Below are 17,561 nucleotides of genomic sequence, written 5' to 3' on the forward strand. Positions count from 1 at the left end.
TGAGCTGACCCTGTCAACGAGCCCTGAGAGAAAACTTCAAAATTTTCACAGGACTGGGGAAACTTTTTCAATAATCGCAAACCCTGTATTTATATGGTGCTTAAAATCGTGGTTTGCCAGCCAAATTCATTATTTTCTCGCCAATTCCATTTTTTCTATAATTTTTCATAGTATCAGGGACAAAATCCAGCCGTATTTGTCTTTCATCAGTTGTCCCTATCTTCAGCATTGTCTATCAATCGTAAACACGTAATGCAGAACTCTGCTGCAGATGGCATCTCTGCCGATTTGGGGAAAGATAAGTAGCTCGATGAATTCTGGTAGGTTCCATACTAATGGAAGGCCTTCCGTCAATCTTGGCAATGAACCTGCTTTGATGGTGGACAGCCTTGCAAGTTCGTCTGACCAGCCTGCACGGCTTAATGGCCGTTGGTTGATCGGGACGATCCTGACCGGCATGACCTCCATTGTATTAATGGGTGGTGCGTTGATGGCTGCGCTTGATGGCCAGTACACCTATAAGACAGCGAAAGCCCCCGCGAGCACTTCAACAGACCTGACACCACAGCGTAATTCCAGCGGAAAAGGCGACCGCCTGAGCTCCGCAACCGACGGCTTCTCCAATCGGCAGATCATTGAAGTAAATACAGTGACCCGCAGCGATGGCCGCGACCACGTAAAAGCCAAGCCATATGCGCTCGTCAGCGCAAGCCTTGAGAACATCAAGAAACAGGAAACAGCTGCAGACATTCCGCCATTCGACCCGATCACTATGTATCAGGGAGAACAGGTTGCTCCGTTACAGGTCGCCAGTGATGCAATCTACGGTGCCGACATTGAAGGCGAAGTCTCCATTTCTCAGCGCGACTTCCCACTGGAAGCTATGAGTATGGTCGCTCTTCCCGATCATAAAGAAGAGGCCGTTCAGGAGCAGGTCAAAAAAGCAGCGATGTTCATGCTGGATAATTCCACTGACATTGCGGCTGTGCCGAGCCTCGAAGACTTTAATGCAGGCTTTGCTCCACTTTCAGAACAGTCATTTGAAAACATCGAAGTCCGCATTACAGAAGAAAACGTTTCCTTCCAGCCCAAGTCCCGTAAAATCTCCCAGGCCAATCAGATCGAAGAACGCATAGTTCCAATCCTGACCCAGACTGACTTTATTGACATTCTGCTGGATGGTGAGGCTTCTGAGAACGAAGCGGAAGGCTACATCAAAGCATTTACCGAAAACTTTGGCATCGACACAATCAAAGCTGGTCAGATCTTCCGCCTGTCCCTCAACACGGACAAGATCGAAGAGGACGACGGAATTCTTGTACGTGTCAGCATCTATGAAGATCAACGTCATGTAGGAACCATCGCACCAAACGATGAAGGCGAGTTTGTCGTCGCACCTGAGCCGTCCACACAGATGGCCGCAGACGCGTTTACATCACAGCAGCAAAACTCCGTTGGCCCTCGCGCCACCTATTATGACTCGATCTACCAGACTGGTCTTGATAACGACGTCCCAACATCCCTCATCAAAGAACTCGTTCGCATCTATTCTTATAGCGTTGACTTCAACGCCTCCGTAAAAAGCGGTGATGAGATGAGCGTCTTCTATGGGCTTGATGCAGATCAGACCACTGGCGCCTCTGAAATTCTTTACACATCCATCACCGTGAATGGTCGCTCACACCGTTTCTACCGTTTCCGTACACCCGACGATGGTGTCGTCGACTATTATGATGAGAACGGCCAGAGCGCAAAGCAGTTCCTGCTCCGTAAACCAATCGCAGCTGGCCGCTTTACATCTGGCTTCGGCATGCGCCGCCACCCGGTTTTGAAAACCCGCCGTTTGCACACCGGCACGGATTGGGCCGCTCCTCGCGGCACCGCAATCTTTGCAGCTGGCGATGGGGTGATCCAAAAAGCAGCTTGGTCAGGCGGTTACGGAAAACGCGTAGAGATCAAACACGCCAACGGCTATGTCACCACATATAACCACATGACCCGCTTTGGTTCTGGCATTCAAAAAGGCCAGAAAATCAGACAGGGCTCCGTTATTGGCTATGTGGGAACCACTGGTCTTTCAACGGGCAACCACCTCCATTACGAAGTGAAGGTGAATGGTCGCTTTGTGAACTCCCTGAAGATCAAGGTACCGCAAGGCCGCATCCTTGAAGCTAAGGTTCTTGAGAACTTCAAGCGCGAACGCGACCGCATTAATGCTCTGATGGAAACAGGCCGTCCAAGCCAGCGCGTCGCTTCACTACGGAACTGACCTCAGTTCATCAAAGGGATCACACGATTAAAGAGCAAATAGCGTCAAACTACTTGCTCTTTATGATGGCGCATGTGCATCAGGATCACGAAAAACCAGAGATAAATACCAGTCTCCAACGCACGTTGCATGAGGCCACTGAAAACGGTTTCAAGAGATAGACTGAAGAGCATCATCAGCAAGATCAGCCCAGGCGCCACCCAAAACGATCTTTCAGCTTTGGCATGAGACAACAAACACAATCCCACAACAGCGCAGAAATAGGCCAAAAAGCCAGCAGCCGTATGCATGAGTTGGCTGCGTGTTGGATCATCCATGTTGCATTCAAAATCACACGGAAAGAACGCAGCAACAGCGATAAGCAGCGGATAGCCTGCAAAAATCATCAAGCCAACACGCTCTGCACGATTGCGCATCAGATAAGCAAAGCAGATCACGAGGCATGGCAGCAGCAACAGCTCCACAACCGTAAAACCCCAATAATTCACGGCAGGCCCAAACGGAGCGCCGGTTGCTCCAAGAGCGCTCATGAACTGTGATATATGGTCGTAATCTGGATAAAACTGCCCGCCAATGACAACAGTCGCGGCAAGCCAGAGATAACTGACAACCACAAGCGATATTGCAATATCAACGTGTCTCATGCCCGATGCCCTGCCCCCTAACCAACACTCAAGTTTTAGTCTGCATGACTAGACACCAAAAGCACACTTTCGAACAGTCGCTTTATGTTTCTGAGTATGTCCACAAAGCACAAAAAAGGGCCAGAAAATCCGGCCCTCTTCTTTAAATCACGATCCAATCTGTCAGGTCGTTTCAAAAAGCAGTCTGTCCGTTCCCGCAGAGACCCGGATGGCCTGACCGTCAGAGATTGATCCAGCCAACAGCATTTCTGCCAATGGATCCTGCACTTGTTTCTGAATAACGCGCTTCAGCGGTCGTGCACCATAAGCCGGGTCATACCCTTTCTCGGCAAGCCAACCCATAGCGCCATCATCCAGCTCAAGCTCCATCTTCCTGTCATCCAGTAGTTTTTGCAAACGAGCCAACTGAATTTCAACGATCCGAGACATCTGAGCTCTTTGCAAACGATGGAACAGAATAATCTCATCCAGACGGTTCACAAACTCAGGACGGAAGTGCGCTTTCACCGCATCCATCACCGGCCCGCGAACAGCATCAGCATCTTCACCTTCGCCCTGGGAAGCCAAAAATTCTGACCCAAGGTTCGACGTCATGATGATCAGCGTATTGCGGAAGTCCACAGTCCGGCCCTGCCCGTCCGTCAGACGGCCATCGTCCAGCACCTGAAGCAGAACGTTGAACACATCGCCATGAGCTTTTTCAACCTCGTCAAACAACACCACCTGATAAGGTCGACGGCGAACCGCTTCTGTCAGAACACCGCCTTCTTCATAACCAACATAACCCGGAGGCGCGCCGATCAGACGAGCAACACTGTGCTTTTCCATGAACTCAGACATGTCCACGCGCACCATGGCGGTCTCATCATCAAAGAGATAGCTGGCGAGCGCTTTGGTCAGCTCTGTTTTACCAACACCGGTTGGGCCGAGGAACATGAACGAGCCAATTGGCCTGTTCGGGTCCTGCAACCCCGCACGAGATCGGCGCACGGCAGTAGAAACAGCGTGGACAGCTTCCTGCTGCCCAACAACACGCTTGGCCAGCTCATCTTCCATGCGAAGCAGCTTTTCACGTTCGCCTTCCAGCATCTTGTCGACGGGGATCCCGGTCCAGCGAGACACAATCTGAGCAATACTCTCACTGCTCACGGTCTCATTGAGCATGGTGTTATCGACATCTTCCGCTGTCTGGGCATTCAAGAGCTTCTTTTCCAGATCAGGAATAACACCGTAGGCCAGCTCACCCGCTTTAGCCAAATTGCCAATACGCTGCGCCTGCTCCAACTCGGTGCGTGCTTCGTCCAACTGCTCTTTAATTTTCTGCTCGCCGCTCAGCTTATCTTTTTCAGATTGCCAGCGTTGTGTCAGTGCATTGGATTCTTCTTCCAGATCAACCAGCTCTTTCTCAAGGCGCTGAAGTCGATCCTTCGTGGCGTCATCATCCTCTTTCTTGAGCGCTTCCCGCTCAATCTTCAGCTGAATGATACGGCGGTCCAACTCATCCAGTTCTTCCGGCTTGGAATCCACCTGCATGCGCAAGCGGCTGGCGGCTTCATCAACAAGGTCAATCGCCTTATCCGGCAGGAAGCGGTCCGTGATGTAACGGTTCGACAGCGTGGCTGCAGAAACAATCGCACTATCTGAAATGCGTACACCATGGTGAAGCTCATACTTCTCCTTGATGCCACGCAGAATGGAGATCGTATCTTCTACCGTTGGCTCACTTACAAACACAGGCTGGAACCGGCGGGCCAGCGCCGCATCTTTCTCAACGTGCTTGCGGTATTCATCAAGCGTGGTCGCACCAACGCAGTGCAACTCACCACGCGCCAGCGCAGGCTTGAGAAGATTGGAAGCGTCCATCGCTCCATCTGCTTTACCAGCCCCAACCAGTGTGTGCATTTCATCAATAAAGAGGATCACGCCACCAGCAGCGGCTTGCACCTCATTCAAAACACCCTTCAGGCGTTCTTCAAATTCACCACGATATTTCGCACCAGCGATCAGTGCGCCCATATCCAGTGCAAGCAGTTCCTTGTCTTTCAGGCTCTCCGGCACATCACCATTGACGATGCGCAGCGCAAGGCCTTCAGCAATTGCGGTTTTACCAACGCCTGGCTCACCAATCAGAACCGGATTATTCTTGGTACGGCGGGAGAGAACCTGAATGGCACGACGAATTTCCTCATCACGGCCAATCACAGGATCGAGCTTACCATCGCGGGCTGCTTCAGTCAGATCCTGAGCAAACTTTTTCAGAGCGTCATATTGATTTTCAGCAGATGCGGAATCCGCAGTACGGCCCTTACGCACTTCGTTGATGGCTTCGTTCAGGGCGTTTGGCGTGACGCCACCTTGAGCGAGAGCCTTACCTGCCTTGCTGTCTTTATCCATAGCAAGCGCAAGCAGCAGCCGCTCAACGGTGACATAACTGTCGCCTGCTTTCTCTGCAATTTTCTGGGCTTGTTCAAAAAGGCGAGCGGTTTCAGGCGCTAGGTACAGCTGTCCATTGCCGCCGCTCACTTTAGGAAGCGCAGCCAGATCGGTCTCAATCTGTAGACGGACATCCTGCACACGTCCTCCGGCCCGCTCAATAAGACCAGCAGACATGCCCTCGCTGTCATCCAGCAAGACCTTTAAAATATGTGCGGGAGTAAACTGTTGATGCCCTTGTCCCAGAGCGTATGTTTGCGCAGACTGAATGAACCCACGCGCACGGTCGGTGTATTTCTCAAAGTCCATATATAACTCCTATGTGCCGTGTCACCCGAAGCATGACGAAGCATTTTGGGAGGATCCGAGCCTCATAAAGAGCACCCGAAGCAGGAGACTTCCCCCTGCACTCTTCATATAGTAGTTCAAACTGCCGACAAAAGAGGGTCCTCGCAAGATCTTGCCACAATCCTTTGTTCCTCATAGTTTCGAATAGCTTAAACAACGGAATTTAATATGACTTTTTCGCCTGCGCATATCACCGCACTCGCAACACATCCAGTTAAAGGCTTAACGGCTCATCCACTTCAGACCACCACAGTAGAAGCCGGAGCTGTCTTCCCGCTGGATCGTGCCTATGCGATTGAAAATGGTCCATGCGGTTTCGATCCAGCAGCCCCTCAGCACATTTCAAAGAGCAAGTTTCTAGTGCTGGTTCGTTATGAAGACGTGGCGCAGGTCAAATGCACATACGATCTGGAAAACAAAAGCATCACTCTGTCCAAGCCAGAGAGTGAAGACATCACGTTACCGCTGGAAACAGCTGAAGGACAGGATGCACTCGCAGCCTACTTCACAGCACACATGGCTGAAAAAGCCGCTGGCCCGCTCAAAGTCCGCCACGCAGACGACCATGCTTTCACGGATACTGCTGAGAATTTCGTACATGTCGTGAATCTCGCCAGCGTGAAAGCGCTTTCTGAGACTTTGGGCGTGGAGATTGATCCAAGACGCTTTCGCGCAAACATCTATGTTGAAGGCTTGGCAGCCTATGAGGAGTTTGACTGGGCCGACAAGAAAATCCGCTCCAGCTCAGGCGTAGAGTTCAAATTCGCGAAACGCACCCGCCGCTGCGCTGCCGTAGATGTAAATCCAGTCACAGCCGAGCGCGACACCAACATCAACAAGGCGCTTCATGGTTCACTGGGGCATATGGATGTTGGTATTTATCTTGAAGTGCTCAACAACGGCACACTTTCCGTCGGTGACACACTCATCATTGAGTAAGCCAGCACCCACAACGAACTATTTGCCAGTCAGCAAAAAGAAAACCCCGCCTTTTGAGCGGGGTTTTTCATAGATCTCCGGCAAACCAGTGAGCCAGCAAGCACATCGTCAGACGTGCTTAGCTTTCACCGTCTCCGGTTGTTTCCAAAGCCGCAGGTGCTGGTGCAGATGCAGGTGCATCCTCAGCAGGAACACGAGCTGTACGGGTACGCTGTGAACGAGCTGCACGAGGTGTGCGAGCACGAGGTGTACGACGTGGCTTCGTAGAAGCTGCATCATCTTCACCACCTTCAGGTGCCTCAGCTGGCGCTGCTGCACTTGCGGAGGATGAGGAAGGTGTACGACGAACACCACGACCACGAGTGCCACGAACACGACGGCGTGCTTTGCCATCATCTTCGTCAGCTGGTGCAGATGCGTCTCCCGAAGCCTCTGCATTCTCGTCAGCCGCTGGAGCTGTTTCGATAAACGGCTGAGGCGTATCCAGACCGATCACAGGCTGAGGGGCTGCAACCGCAACCTCTTGCTCTTCGGTCGCTGCCACAGCGTTTGGTGTTTCAACAGCAGCAGGTGCAGCTTCATCTTCTGTACGCGCAGAAGGAGCAGCAGTCTGTGTGCTTTGGGGTTGAGCCGCAGCGACGATGCGCTGGTAATGCTCTGCATGCTGATAGTAGTTCTCGGAGGTTACACGGTCCCCGGAGGCCTGAGCATCACGCGCAAGTTGCTGGTACTTTTCAGCAACATGCAATGCGGTACCTCGGATCTTAACGTCCGGTCCATTTGACTCAAAAGTACGTGTCAATGGATTTGGAGCTTTACGCCCCCGTCCACGCATGCGCTTGTTATTCTGATTTCCTGGTCTCATTCTGCCGTTAACTTTCCGGAATAGCAATCGAACCTAACTGTGAGGTTCATGGGAGTAAGATCTCCCGGATTCCAAATGCCGTTAATAAGCCTGCGTGTTGATGAGCACAAAGGCTATCAACATCGAAATGCAATCGCATTCGATCGTATAACTGCTTCAATGCGATATCCGACATCTGATCGCAGCAATACAAATGCATTGCTCTCTCAGTTCAACGATACGAGGGGTTGCTCAACTATCTGCTTTGAAACTATCAACCGACGTCTCTGCCAGGCTCGTCTCACAGTCAGTGAGTGCCCATCCCCATCGTTTTCAGCTTTTAGCTGGTATCGCTTGTCGGCGAGATGAAACTATCTCGTTCCGACGTATTTTCCAAGGGCTTTTTTCCAGATAATTGAATTCTTCGCCAATCATGGAAAAACTACAACAATCACCCTTGGTTGACCGGCCAGATCATGTTCACAACAAGCCTCCAATCCTACGAGTTCCCTCGCAAGAGTTGAAAGTTCATCGGCTTGATCAAACCCGATCTCCATAAGAAGTCCACTATTTCTCTTAAGAACTCGTTTAGCGTTGCCTATCAATTCTTTATAGGCAGTAAGACCATCCACTCCACCATCAAGCGCCAGCATAGGATCGTGCTGCTTAACTTCATGGCTCAGTCCTTCAATAACAGAGCTGCGAATGTACGGTGGGTTACTCACAACAAAATCAAAAGATCCACTCAATGCATCCAGATATGAACCGCGAACTGGGATAAAGCGGTCAAGAACCTTGTTGTTTGCTGCGTTTTGTTGCGCAGTCTCCAAAGCCTCTTCACTGATATCAACAGCAAGACAAATTGCATTGGGCAATTCAGTCAGGAGTGCGATCGCGACCGCTCCTGTGCCAGTTCCAATATCTGCAAAAACCCATTCTTTTTCCAAGCCGCCATGGGCCTGACAAAACGCAATCGCAGTTTCAACCAGCGTTTCCGTGTCCGGCCGCGGCTCCAATGTTGCCGAAGACAACGAAAACTCCAGCCCCCAAAACTCCCGCTTTCCCAGAACGCGACCTACGGGCTTTCCGGCAAGACGTTCTTCCACATATCGGGAAACAACCGCCAGTGTCTCTGGCTTGATCACCTGATCATATTCCAGAATCAGGTTTCTCGGCTCAATTCCAAGGGCTTCTGCAACAAGGATACGTGCATCCAGATCAGTTTCAATCAGACCTGCATCACGAAACAGGCTCCGCACCGCTAGGTACAAAGCCTGCACATTTTTGAGGTCGAAATTATCGAAGAGGCCGGACATTAAAGTCCTTCATCGGCGAGCAAGTTCGCTTGATGGTCCATAATCAGAGCATCAATCACTTCACCCGTAGCTTCGCCTGCAATCATCTGGTCAAGCTTATACAGCGTCAAACCAATACGGTGATCAGTCACACGACCCTGAGGGAAGTTGTAGGTACGGATACGCTCAGAACGATCACCGGAACCAACCTGAACTCGACGGGCCTCGGTCCGCTCATTCGCAGCACGCTCACGCTCCACATCGTAGATCTTCGCCCGCAGCAACTTCATCGCGCGGTCTTTGTTCTTATGCTGAGAGCGCTCGTCCTGCACAGCAACCACAATCCCGGTTGGATTGTGCACAATACGAACAGCGGAGTCAGTCGTGTTTACGTGCTGACCACCTGCACCTGATGCACGGTATGTATCGATGCGCAAATCAGCAGGGTTGATCTCAACGTCCACTTCTTCAGCCTGCGGAAGAACAGCAACGGTCGCCGCGGACGTGTGAATACGGCCACCAGACTCAGTCTCAGGCACACGCTGTACACGGTGAACACCGGACTCAAACTTCAGCTTACCAAACACTTCCTGACCAGTCACAGCAGCCACTATTTCTTTGAAACCGCCCATGTCCCCCTCAGAAGAGGACATCACTTCAACTTTCCAGCCATTATTGTCTGCAAAGCGCTGATACATACGAAAGAGATCACCAGCAAACAGCGCCGCTTCGTCACCACCAGTACCGGCGCGCACTTCAAGAATAACATCGTGAGAGTCAGCTTTGTCTTTTGGCAAAAGCCCAATGCGCACTTGCTGGGTCAGCTCTTCGACTACACCAGTCAACTCATCACGCTCAAGCTGTGCAAGCTCTTTCATCTCCGCATCGCTTTCAGGGTCTGCCAGCAGTGCTTCCGCACCTTCCAGATCACCCTCGGCTTTGCGGAGTTCACGAATGGACTTCACAATTGGATCGAGTTCCGCATAATCCCTTGAAAGCTTGATATATACATCCGGCGCAGGACCAGATGCCATCTCGGCCTCAATACCTTCAAAGCGTGCTAGCAGTGTGTCTAGTTTTTCTGGTGCCAGCATTTCGCGGCAACTCCTCAAGCGTTAGGCAGCTAATCTAAAAGCGCGACAGCCTCTCGGGTCTGCGGCAATCGAAATATACGCTGCTTATACCGGAATATTATTTTCGGATGCAAAGTTCGCCAGGAACTCGCGAATGTCGTCCGTCCCTTTACCCGCTTCCAATTGTTTCAGCAACTCTTCTGAAAGTGCTGATAGATCCAAAGAGCGTAACATCGCCTTAACAGGGCCAATAGAAGCCGGAGACATAGAGAGATTTCTATATCCGATCGCCAGCAAAGCCATCGCAGCAAGAGGTTGGCCGCCAAGCTCACCACAAAGGGTAACCGGCGTATCCATCTTATCACCAATAACAACGATCTTACGCAGTGCTCGTAGGAAGCTAGGAGACAGAGCTTCAAATCGCTCCGCAACCAACGTGTTGCCTCGATCAACCGCATAGAAGAACTGGAACAGATCGTTGGAGCCAACAGAGACGAAATCCACTTCCTTGTAGATCTCTTCAAGCTGGTAAAGCAGCGCCGGAACTTCCAGCATGACACCAAGTTTCAGCTCTTTAGGCGTATCATGACCGTGCTGGCGCAGATGCTTTAGTTCGCGCTCAACATAATCCTTCGCCTGCTGAAATTCAGAAACATCTGCTACCATCGGGAACATGATGCGCAAGGAGCGCCCTGCCCCTGCATGCAACATTGCTCTGATCTGAGTCCGCAGCAAACCCGGACGATCCAAGCCAAAGCGAATTGCACGCCAGCCCATGGCTGGGTTCTCTTCTTGTGCCAAACGCAAGTAAGGCAGAACTTTATCACCGCCAATATCCAGAGAGCGGAAGGTAACTGGCTTGTCACCAGCTGCATCCAGCACCTTGGAATACAGTGTGTGCTGTTCCTGCATTCTTGGGAAAGCAGAAGCCACCATAAACTGCAACTCAGTACGGAAAAGCCCAACGCCATCAGCGCCGGCGTCTTCCATGCTTGGCAAATCAACCAGCAGACCAGCATTCAACTGAAGCTTAACATCCACACCGTCTTTGGTAACGGTCGGCTCATCACGAAGTTGGCGATAAATTTCCTGACGCTTGGAACGTAGACGCACCTTGTCTGCAAAAGCTTGTTCAACATCATTGGCTGGACGAAGGAAGATCTGACCAATCTCACCATCCACAATGATGGCATCAGTCGCTTCCACCAAGGAAACAATGTCTTCAACCTGCCCAACTGTCGGAATGCCAAGCGCGCGTGCAACAATGGTGACGTGGCTTGTCGGGCCACTTTCTTCCAACACAAGACCGCGAATACGATCCCGATCATAATCCAGCAGTTCAGCAGCACCCATGTTACGCGCAATGATGATCGCATCTTTCGGCAGATCATCTTCACCGCTGTGGTTCTTGCCCATCAGCTCACGAATGAGACGGTGCGCCAGATCATCAAGATCATGCAGACGCTCACGCAAGTACGGATCTGTCTGCCGGAGCATCTGAGCGCGCGTATCGCTCTGAACTTTCTCAACAGCAGCTTCAGCCGTCAAACCATTGCGGATCGCTTCATCAATCTTCCGGATCCAGCCACGGTCATAGGCAAACATCCGGTAAGCTTCCAGAACTTCACGGTGTTCGCCGTGCTGGGAAAACTCACCGCTTGCCAGCATATGATCAAGCGACTGACGCAAGCGCGTGACAGATTCTTCGAGGCGCTTCTTTTCAGTGTCCGCATCCTCGGCAATCAGATTGGTGATAACCACACGCGGTTCATGCAGAACAACGTGGCCAAGACCAATACCATCAGCAAGGGCGACACCCTTCAGATGCATCGGACGGATCACATCAATCGTTGTGCCTTGCTGTGCAATTGCTTCCAACTCACCAGCCGCGACCATCTCCGCGATAACCATCGCGGTGGTCTGCAGGGCTTCCACTTCGTCTTCAAAGTAGGTCCGGTGGTCTTTGTTCTGAACAACAAGCACGCCAAGCGTACGTCCCGCACGCAGGATCGGCACACCAAGGAAGGAGTTGTAATTCTCTTCACCCGTTTCAGGACGATAGGCAAACGCCGGGTGCGCCTGCGCATTTGGTAGGTTGAGCGGTCTGGCATCAGAGGAAATCAAGCCAACAAGACCCTCACCAACCTTCAGAGAAGTATGGTGAACCGCGTCCTTATTAAGGCCCTCTGTCGCATACAGCTCAAGAACCCCATCCGCGCGCAAAATGTACACGGAACACACTTCCGCAACCACGTTTGCCGCGATCAGACGTACAATCTTGTCGAGCCGTTCCTGCGCATTAATCGGCTCCGCCATCACTTCACGAAGCTTACGGAGGAGTACGCGCGGTCCGGCCAAGCTGCTGCGCATGCTCCGCCCTACCTATAATTCTGCTGGCCTTTTTAACAGGCCACGTTGTGCCTTGGAAGTTGTCCAAGACACAACAATATTCTCGACAGTAGGAAACCTAGCCGTCAAGTCCGTATAGCGAATGGAGAGTACGAACCGCAAGTTCCGTATACGCGGAATCGATCAGAACAGAGATTTTAATCTCAGATGTCGTAATCGCGCGGATGTTAATCCCCTTCTCAGCCAGGCCTTCAAAACACTGGGCTGCAACACCGGCATGCGAACGCATACCCATGCCGATTACGGAAACTTTTACAACATCAGTCGCGCCTTCGATATTCTCGAAGCCAATTTCCTCGACGTTCTCCTCAATTACCTTGCGTGCACGCTCGTAATCGCTCTCTGGAACGGTAAAGGTGATGTCAGTCGTCTTCCCATCTGGTGAGATGTTCTGGACGATCATGTCTACGTTGATGTTGCCTTCAGCCAACGGGCCAAACACTCTGGACGCAATGCCAGGCTTGTCAGCAACGTTGCGGATAGAAATCTGTGCTTCGTCTTTTGAGTAAGCGATGCCAGTGACGACTTGTTGTTCCAAAATCTCGTCCTCGTCGCAAATAAGTGTACCTACAGGTGTTCCGTCAGCGCTAATCTGCGGGGCATCCGGATCATCAAAGCTGGAACGTACAAACGTACGGACGCCGTGAACCATCGCCATCTCAACAGAGCGGACCTGCAAAACCTTTGCACCAAGAGAAGCCATTTCCAGCATCTCTTCAAACGCAACACGTTCCAAACGGGTTGCCTTGGCCACCACACGCGGGTCAGTGGTATAAACACCGTCCACATCCGTGTAGATATCACAGCGGTCTGCCTGAATTGCAGCTGCAATTGCCACTGCACTGGTATCAGATCCACCACGTCCAAGCGTCGCAAGCCTGTTGTCCGGGGCAACGCCCTGGAAACCGGCACACACAGCAACCTGTCCACGCTCCAGGCGTTCAATGAGAGTTTGACCTTCAATACTCTCAATACGCGCTGCGCCATGGGCTTCATTCGTACGGATAGGAATCTGCCATCCTTGCCAGGATCGCGCTTCCACACCCATGTCTTGCAGCACAATCGCCAACAAGCCGGAAGTTACCTGCTCACCAGAGGCAACAACCGCATCATATTCACGCGCATCATGCAGCGCTGCAGCATCTCTTGTATAACCGACCAAGGTATTCGTCACGCCAGCCATAGCGGACACGACAACAGCAACCTGGTTGCCTGCTTCCACTTCACGCTTTACATGCCGCGCAACATTTCTAATACGCTCTAGGTCGGCAACGGAGGTGCCGCCAAACTTCATAACCAAACGGGCCATCGCTTCCCAAATTCCTCCGAGGGCCTTTGTGATGAACCGATCATCACTACAAACGGCGCTAATCCATACAACTAGCGCCCTTCTATCGCAACCAGCGGCTTGACAAAAACCACGATTAGACCCACCAGTACCGGGATGAAAGTGGAGAGTTGAGCTATGAGCACCGCGCAAAAACCAAGCAACGCCGCCAAAAACCCGGCACAAACCACAATCGACCCGGCGGAAGTTGCGCATTTCTCATCAATTGCATCGGAATGGTGGGATCCCACTGGAAAATTTCGCCCTCTCCACAAATTCAGCCCAGTTCGCATCTCCTATATTAAGGAGTATGCCTGTGACCACTTTGGTCGAGACGAAACATCTCCTAAGGCACTAGAAGGCCTACGGATTTTGGACATCGGCTGCGGCGGTGGCCTACTCGCTGAGCCCATGGCTCGCATGGGCGCAACCGTTGTTGGAGCAGATGCATCTGAAACCAACATCAAAGTAGCCACACTTCATGCACAGCAATCCGGCCTCAACATCGACTATCGCACACAAACCGCTGAATCTCTGGTTGAGGCAGGCGAACAGTTCGACATCGTGCTCAACATGGAAGTCGTGGAGCATGTTGCCGACGTTCCACTGTTCATGAACTCCTGTGCAGATCTTGTGCGTCCCGGTGGAATGATGTTCGTTGCAACTATCAACAGAACTCTGAAAGCCTATGCCCTCGCGATTGTCGCGGCTGAACGCGTTCTCCGCTGGTTGCCGAAAGGCACCCACCAATATGAGAAGCTGGTTCGCCCGGAAGAGCTGGAAGCACCCCTCAATGAATCCGGCATGAACATTTACGAGCGCTGCGGTGTGAGCTTCAATCCGCTGACAGACAGCTGGTCCAGAACAACCGATCTGGATGTAAACTACATGGTAATAGCTCGAAAGCCAGAGTAGCAGCTGGCATCCAATTACTAAGGAGAATGAAAATGCCAGAAACAGCACCTGCCGAAACTGTCGTTTTCATTCCCGGCCTTACCAGCACCGGCACTTTGTTTGGCCCTCAGATCAACTCTCTGAAAGAGCGTCCAATCATCATTGCCGAAACCTGCGACATGGATTCCATTGAAGCCATGGCAAAGAGATTGCTGGAACACGCCCCGGAAAAATTCGCTCTCCTCGGCATGTCCATGGGTGGCTACGTCGCTCTGGAGGTGATTCGATTGGCCCCTAATCGTGTCAGCCGCCTTGCGCTCATAAACACCAACGCCAGAGACGACACTGCGGCCCAGACGCAGCTTCGCCATACGCAGATGGAGATTGCAAGGAAGGGAGGTTTCCACAAAATCGCCTCCATGCAATACCCTCAACTTGTCCACCCTGCCCGCCACGACGACACAGCGCTTCGGCAAATGGTCTTCAATATGGCCGCTGATATTGGCGCCGATAATTTCCTGAAGCAGCAAAACGCAATCATCAACCGCCGCGACCAAAGAGCCGATCTGACGGCAATCCAGTGCCCGACGATGATCGTTGCGGGCGAAGAAGACAGCTTACTACCGCTAGACAGATGCCGCGAAATGCATGATGCAATACCAAATAGCAAACTTCACATCATCCCGGATTGCGGCCATCTTTCTACTCTGGAACACCCGGTCCACACTAGCGAACTCATTCAGGACTGGCTGGATGCGTAGCTACGCCTGCAAATTTAACTAGTTCTTCAGAAAAAAGCCGCTGAAATCCCTTAGAATCCAGAATATCATTTTGCCAATATTAGCGCCTATAAACAGGAGGGTGTACGCGGCGTAAGTTACCGGCAAACGAGCTTCTTCCAAACTCCCTGATCGCTCGAAGAATATTGTCTCAAGACCTAGATCGCCGCCCGAGAACTTGATCAAAGTCCGGAGGAGACACGATGTTAAACATCGACAAAGAAATGAAGGAAGCAATGGATCGCTGGACCGTTGCGACAGATGGACTGCCTTGGCAAGGCTGGTTTTGGGCGCAGGGCGGAGACCAACTTTCCAACACAGCGTTGGAGCACGCAATTTCCAACAACAAGTCCATGCTTGAGAACTATCAGGCAATCATGCACGCAAACATATCCTTCTTTAACAAGCGCATGAAAGCCAACACAGATTTCGTTCAGGAGATCTGGGATTGTCCAACTGGCATTGAACTCTCAAAACTTGCCAGCGACTTCATGCAGGAAGCTTTTGAAGATTGCCGTCAGGAAGGCGCCCGCCAGATGAACCAGATGTCCTCTACAATGAAGGGCACGGTTTCCAAAACACAGAAGGCAACATCAGAAGCTTTGACGAGCATTGATGATTTGAAGGCAATGGCACAGGCCGCACCAACAAAAGTTCCGGCTAAACCTCGCCGCAGAGTGCCTCGCAAGTCAACAAGTACACGCAGCCGGGCAAAAAGCGCAGATAAGCCCTCCACCCCCCGAGCCCCTGGCAGAAAAGACGTGTCAGCCTGATTGAGTGACAGAACAAAAAAGGCGCCCTGCTAAACGAGGCGCCTTTCGTTTTGCCATCATGACAGCATAAAAAATCAGTTGCGGTCTTCTGGCAGCACCGGCAGCGGCATCAGCTCAATACCCTCTTCCAAAAGCTCCTGAGCATCATCGGGAGTAGTTTCTCCGTAAATCCCGCGCTCTTCCGTTTCGCCATAGTGGATCTTGCGTGCTTCCTCAGCAAACTTGTCGCCAACATACTCTGAGTTGGTCACAACCTGTTTGCGGAACTCTCGCAGAGCTTCCACCAGCTCCTTTGCTTTCTCAGGAACCTTCTGCAGATCAACAGCTGGAGTTGTCGTGGCAACAGATTGCTCAGAACTTGCTGGCGCAGTTCCACCGCCGGGCTTTGGTTCACTCGCGGCCTTTTCTGTAGCTTTTGCCTGAGCAGCAGCAACAGCCTGCGAAACCTGATGTTCAACCTGAGCCTTCTTCTGGCTTCTCGATGTAGAAACATTCGGCGCCATCAAGCGTTTATGGACCGATGCACTGTCACAAAACGGGCACGTGACCAGACCTAATTCTTTCTGCTTTTCGTAATCGCCAGAATTCCGGAACCATCCATCAAATTCATGCCCATCATCGCAGGCAAGTGAATAGTTAATCAACTGACCATCTCCCCATTGAGGGAAACAGTTGCTACGGAAAACTCACGCGCATTCTTGATGGCTGGAACACGCCGACGTGCTTCATCCACTTTAGCCATGTCAAGTTCACCCAACAAAACACCTGGTGCATCATGATCAAGTTCTGCGATCACTTGCCCCCAAGGGTCAACCATTAAGCTGTGACCATAGGTCTGACGATCATCTTCATGTGTTCCACCTTGCGCAGCAGTTACAACAAAGGCACCGTTTTCAATCGCCCGCGCGCGTTGCAGCACATGCCAATGCGCTTCACCTGTTTGCTTGGTGAAAGCAGCCGGACCAGTCAAAACCTGCGCGCCAGCCTTTGATTGCTCGCGGAACAACGCCGGTTGACGAATATCGTAGCAAATCGCCATTCCAAGCTTGGCCACACCAAGATCAATAACCGGAGACACATTGCCTGCACTATAGCTTTCAGACTCGCGCCAGCTTTCTCCATTTGGCAATTCCACATCAAACATATGGATTTTGTCATAACGAGCGGTGATCTCTCCTTGAGGAGAAATCATAAAGCCGCGGTTGGCCAGCTTGTCATTTTCAAGCCGAATTGCCAGAGATCCGATATGGACCCAGATATTCAACTCATCAGCAAGCAAACCCAGTTGTTTCAAAAACGGATCATCATTTTCGAAACTGGAGGCAGCAAGCTGCGCTTTGCGGCTACGTTCCAGCACATTGGTCATCTCAGGCGTTTGCACATAAACCGCGCCTTCAGCAGCAGCTTCTCTTATCAACGCCTCACAGACATCAAGATTTTCGAGCGGGTTTCGTCCCGTTCTCATCTGGACACATGCAGCCACAAAACTTGTCATCAATTCTCACTTTCAAAGCGTAGTTTGCAATACGCTTCC

The 17,561-nt window shown here is 51.6% G+C and carries 14 protein-coding genes and 1 tRNA gene (1 of these 15 cut by a window edge); 5 read left to right on the forward strand and 10 right to left on the reverse strand.

What is annotated here, in order from left to right; genetic code table 11:
* Positions 1-24, reverse strand: a tRNA-Glu gene (locus tag PsW64_RS22235) (it extends 64 nt beyond the left edge of the window).
* A gap of 286 nt (positions 25-310) precedes the next feature.
* Here PsW64_RS22235 and PsW64_RS22240 point away from each other — a divergent pair.
* Complete coding sequence (locus PsW64_RS22240; RefSeq protein WP_063305037.1) at positions 311-2,269, forward strand: M23 family metallopeptidase; 1,959 nt, start codon at positions 311-313, stop codon at positions 2,267-2,269.
* Between the two features lie 44 nt (positions 2,270-2,313).
* Here the strand turns inward: PsW64_RS22240 and PsW64_RS22245 are convergent, their stop codons facing one another.
* Positions 2,314-2,913, reverse strand: coding sequence for a DUF998 domain-containing protein (locus tag PsW64_RS22245; protein WP_063305038.1), 600 nt, complete (start codon positions 2,911-2,913; stop codon positions 2,314-2,316).
* Between the two features lie 162 nt (positions 2,914-3,075).
* Positions 3,076-5,655, reverse strand: a complete 2,580-nt coding sequence (clpB, locus tag PsW64_RS22250) for an ATP-dependent chaperone ClpB (protein ID WP_063305039.1) — start codon at positions 5,653-5,655, stop codon at positions 3,076-3,078.
* 207 nt (positions 5,656-5,862) lie between these two features.
* Between clpB and PsW64_RS22255 the strand changes: the two genes are divergently transcribed.
* On the forward strand, positions 5,863-6,633 hold the full coding sequence (locus PsW64_RS22255; protein ID WP_063305040.1) for an MOSC domain-containing protein: 771 nt from the start codon (positions 5,863-5,865) through the stop codon (positions 6,631-6,633).
* Between the two features lie 118 nt (positions 6,634-6,751).
* Here the strand turns inward: PsW64_RS22255 and PsW64_RS22260 are convergent, their stop codons facing one another.
* The 5 genes from PsW64_RS22260 to PsW64_RS22280 all read right to left on the reverse strand — a co-directional run bounded on the left by PsW64_RS22260 (position 6,752) and on the right by PsW64_RS22280 (position 13,563).
* Complete coding sequence (locus PsW64_RS22260) at positions 6,752-7,498, reverse strand: DUF4167 domain-containing protein (protein ID WP_244277347.1); 747 nt, start codon at positions 7,496-7,498, stop codon at positions 6,752-6,754.
* A gap of 410 nt (positions 7,499-7,908) precedes the next feature.
* Complete coding sequence (prmC, locus tag PsW64_RS22265) at positions 7,909-8,793, reverse strand: peptide chain release factor N(5)-glutamine methyltransferase (RefSeq protein ID WP_063305041.1); 885 nt, start codon at positions 8,791-8,793, stop codon at positions 7,909-7,911.
* Positions 8,793-9,866 (reverse strand): peptide chain release factor 1, encoded by a 1,074-nt coding sequence (gene prfA, locus PsW64_RS22270; protein ID WP_057463460.1) that lies wholly within the window; start codon positions 9,864-9,866, stop codon positions 8,793-8,795. Before prfA ends, prmC begins: the two co-directional genes overlap by 1 nt.
* Before the next feature lie 84 nt (positions 9,867-9,950).
* On the reverse strand, positions 9,951-12,215 hold the full coding sequence (gene ptsP, locus PsW64_RS22275; RefSeq protein WP_063286038.1) for a phosphoenolpyruvate--protein phosphotransferase: 2,265 nt from the start codon (positions 12,213-12,215) through the stop codon (positions 9,951-9,953).
* 97 nt (positions 12,216-12,312) lie between these two features.
* Entirely contained in the window at positions 12,313-13,563 is a 1,251-nt protein-coding gene (locus PsW64_RS22280; RefSeq protein ID WP_057463461.1) for an aspartate kinase, read from the reverse strand.
* Between the two features lie 156 nt (positions 13,564-13,719).
* Here PsW64_RS22280 and ubiG point away from each other — a divergent pair, with 156 nt between their 5' ends.
* The 3 genes from ubiG to PsW64_RS22295 all read left to right on the forward strand — a co-directional run bounded on the left by ubiG (position 13,720) and on the right by PsW64_RS22295 (position 16,027).
* Positions 13,720-14,496 (forward strand): bifunctional 2-polyprenyl-6-hydroxyphenol methylase/3-demethylubiquinol 3-O-methyltransferase UbiG, encoded by a 777-nt coding sequence (gene ubiG / locus PsW64_RS22285; protein WP_063305042.1) that lies wholly within the window; start codon positions 13,720-13,722, stop codon positions 14,494-14,496.
* Between the two features lie 32 nt (positions 14,497-14,528).
* Positions 14,529-15,236: an alpha/beta fold hydrolase gene (locus PsW64_RS22290; RefSeq protein WP_208980963.1), complete on the forward strand. Its 708-nt coding sequence runs from the start codon at positions 14,529-14,531 to the stop codon at positions 15,234-15,236.
* 221 nt (positions 15,237-15,457) lie between these two features.
* Entirely contained in the window at positions 15,458-16,027 is a 570-nt protein-coding gene (locus PsW64_RS22295) for a phasin family protein (protein WP_063305044.1), read from the forward strand.
* 74 nt (positions 16,028-16,101) lie between these two features.
* Here PsW64_RS22295 and PsW64_RS22300 read toward each other — a convergent pair whose 3' ends face one another.
* Positions 16,102-16,671: a DUF1178 family protein gene (locus tag PsW64_RS22300; RefSeq protein WP_063305045.1), complete on the reverse strand. Its 570-nt coding sequence runs from the start codon at positions 16,669-16,671 to the stop codon at positions 16,102-16,104.
* A complete protein-coding gene (locus PsW64_RS22305) occupies positions 16,668-17,522 on the reverse strand; it encodes a carbon-nitrogen hydrolase family protein (protein ID WP_063305046.1) in 855 nt (284 codons plus the stop codon). The genes PsW64_RS22300 and PsW64_RS22305 overlap by 4 nt, the downstream gene beginning before the upstream one ends.
* Between the last annotated feature and the right edge of the window lie 39 nt (positions 17,523-17,561).

This window comes from Pseudovibrio sp. W64, assembly GCF_001623145.1.
GTDB lineage: Bacteria > Pseudomonadota > Alphaproteobacteria > Rhizobiales > Stappiaceae > Pseudovibrio.

Coding starts and splice junctions, on each gene's coding strand:
- PsW64_RS22240 (WP_063305037.1), top strand. CDS start 311: ATGAATTCTGGTAGGTTCCATACTAATGGAAGGCCTTCCGTCAATCTT.
- PsW64_RS22245 (WP_063305038.1), bottom strand. CDS start 2,913: ATGAGACACGTTGATATTGCAATATCGCTTGTGGTTGTCAGTTATCTC.
- clpB (WP_063305039.1), bottom strand. CDS start 5,655: ATGGACTTTGAGAAATACACCGACCGTGCGCGTGGGTTCATTCAGTCT.
- PsW64_RS22255 (WP_063305040.1), top strand. CDS start 5,863: ATGACTTTTTCGCCTGCGCATATCACCGCACTCGCAACACATCCAGTT.
- PsW64_RS22260 (WP_244277347.1), bottom strand. CDS start 7,498: ATGAGACCAGGAAATCAGAATAACAAGCGCATGCGTGGACGGGGGCGT.
- prmC (WP_063305041.1), bottom strand. CDS start 8,793: ATGTCCGGCCTCTTCGATAATTTCGACCTCAAAAATGTGCAGGCTTTG.
- prfA (WP_057463460.1), bottom strand. CDS start 9,866: ATGCTGGCACCAGAAAAACTAGACACACTGCTAGCACGCTTTGAAGGT.
- ptsP (WP_063286038.1), bottom strand. CDS start 12,215: ATGCGCAGCAGCTTGGCCGGACCGCGCGTACTCCTCCGTAAGCTTCGT.
- PsW64_RS22280 (WP_057463461.1), bottom strand. CDS start 13,563: ATGGCCCGTTTGGTTATGAAGTTTGGCGGCACCTCCGTTGCCGACCTA.
- ubiG (WP_063305042.1), top strand. CDS start 13,720: ATGAGCACCGCGCAAAAACCAAGCAACGCCGCCAAAAACCCGGCACAA.
- PsW64_RS22290 (WP_208980963.1), top strand. CDS start 14,529: ATGCCAGAAACAGCACCTGCCGAAACTGTCGTTTTCATTCCCGGCCTT.
- PsW64_RS22295 (WP_063305044.1), top strand. CDS start 15,458: ATGTTAAACATCGACAAAGAAATGAAGGAAGCAATGGATCGCTGGACC.
- PsW64_RS22305 (WP_063305046.1), bottom strand. CDS start 17,522: ATGACAAGTTTTGTGGCTGCATGTGTCCAGATGAGAACGGGACGAAAC.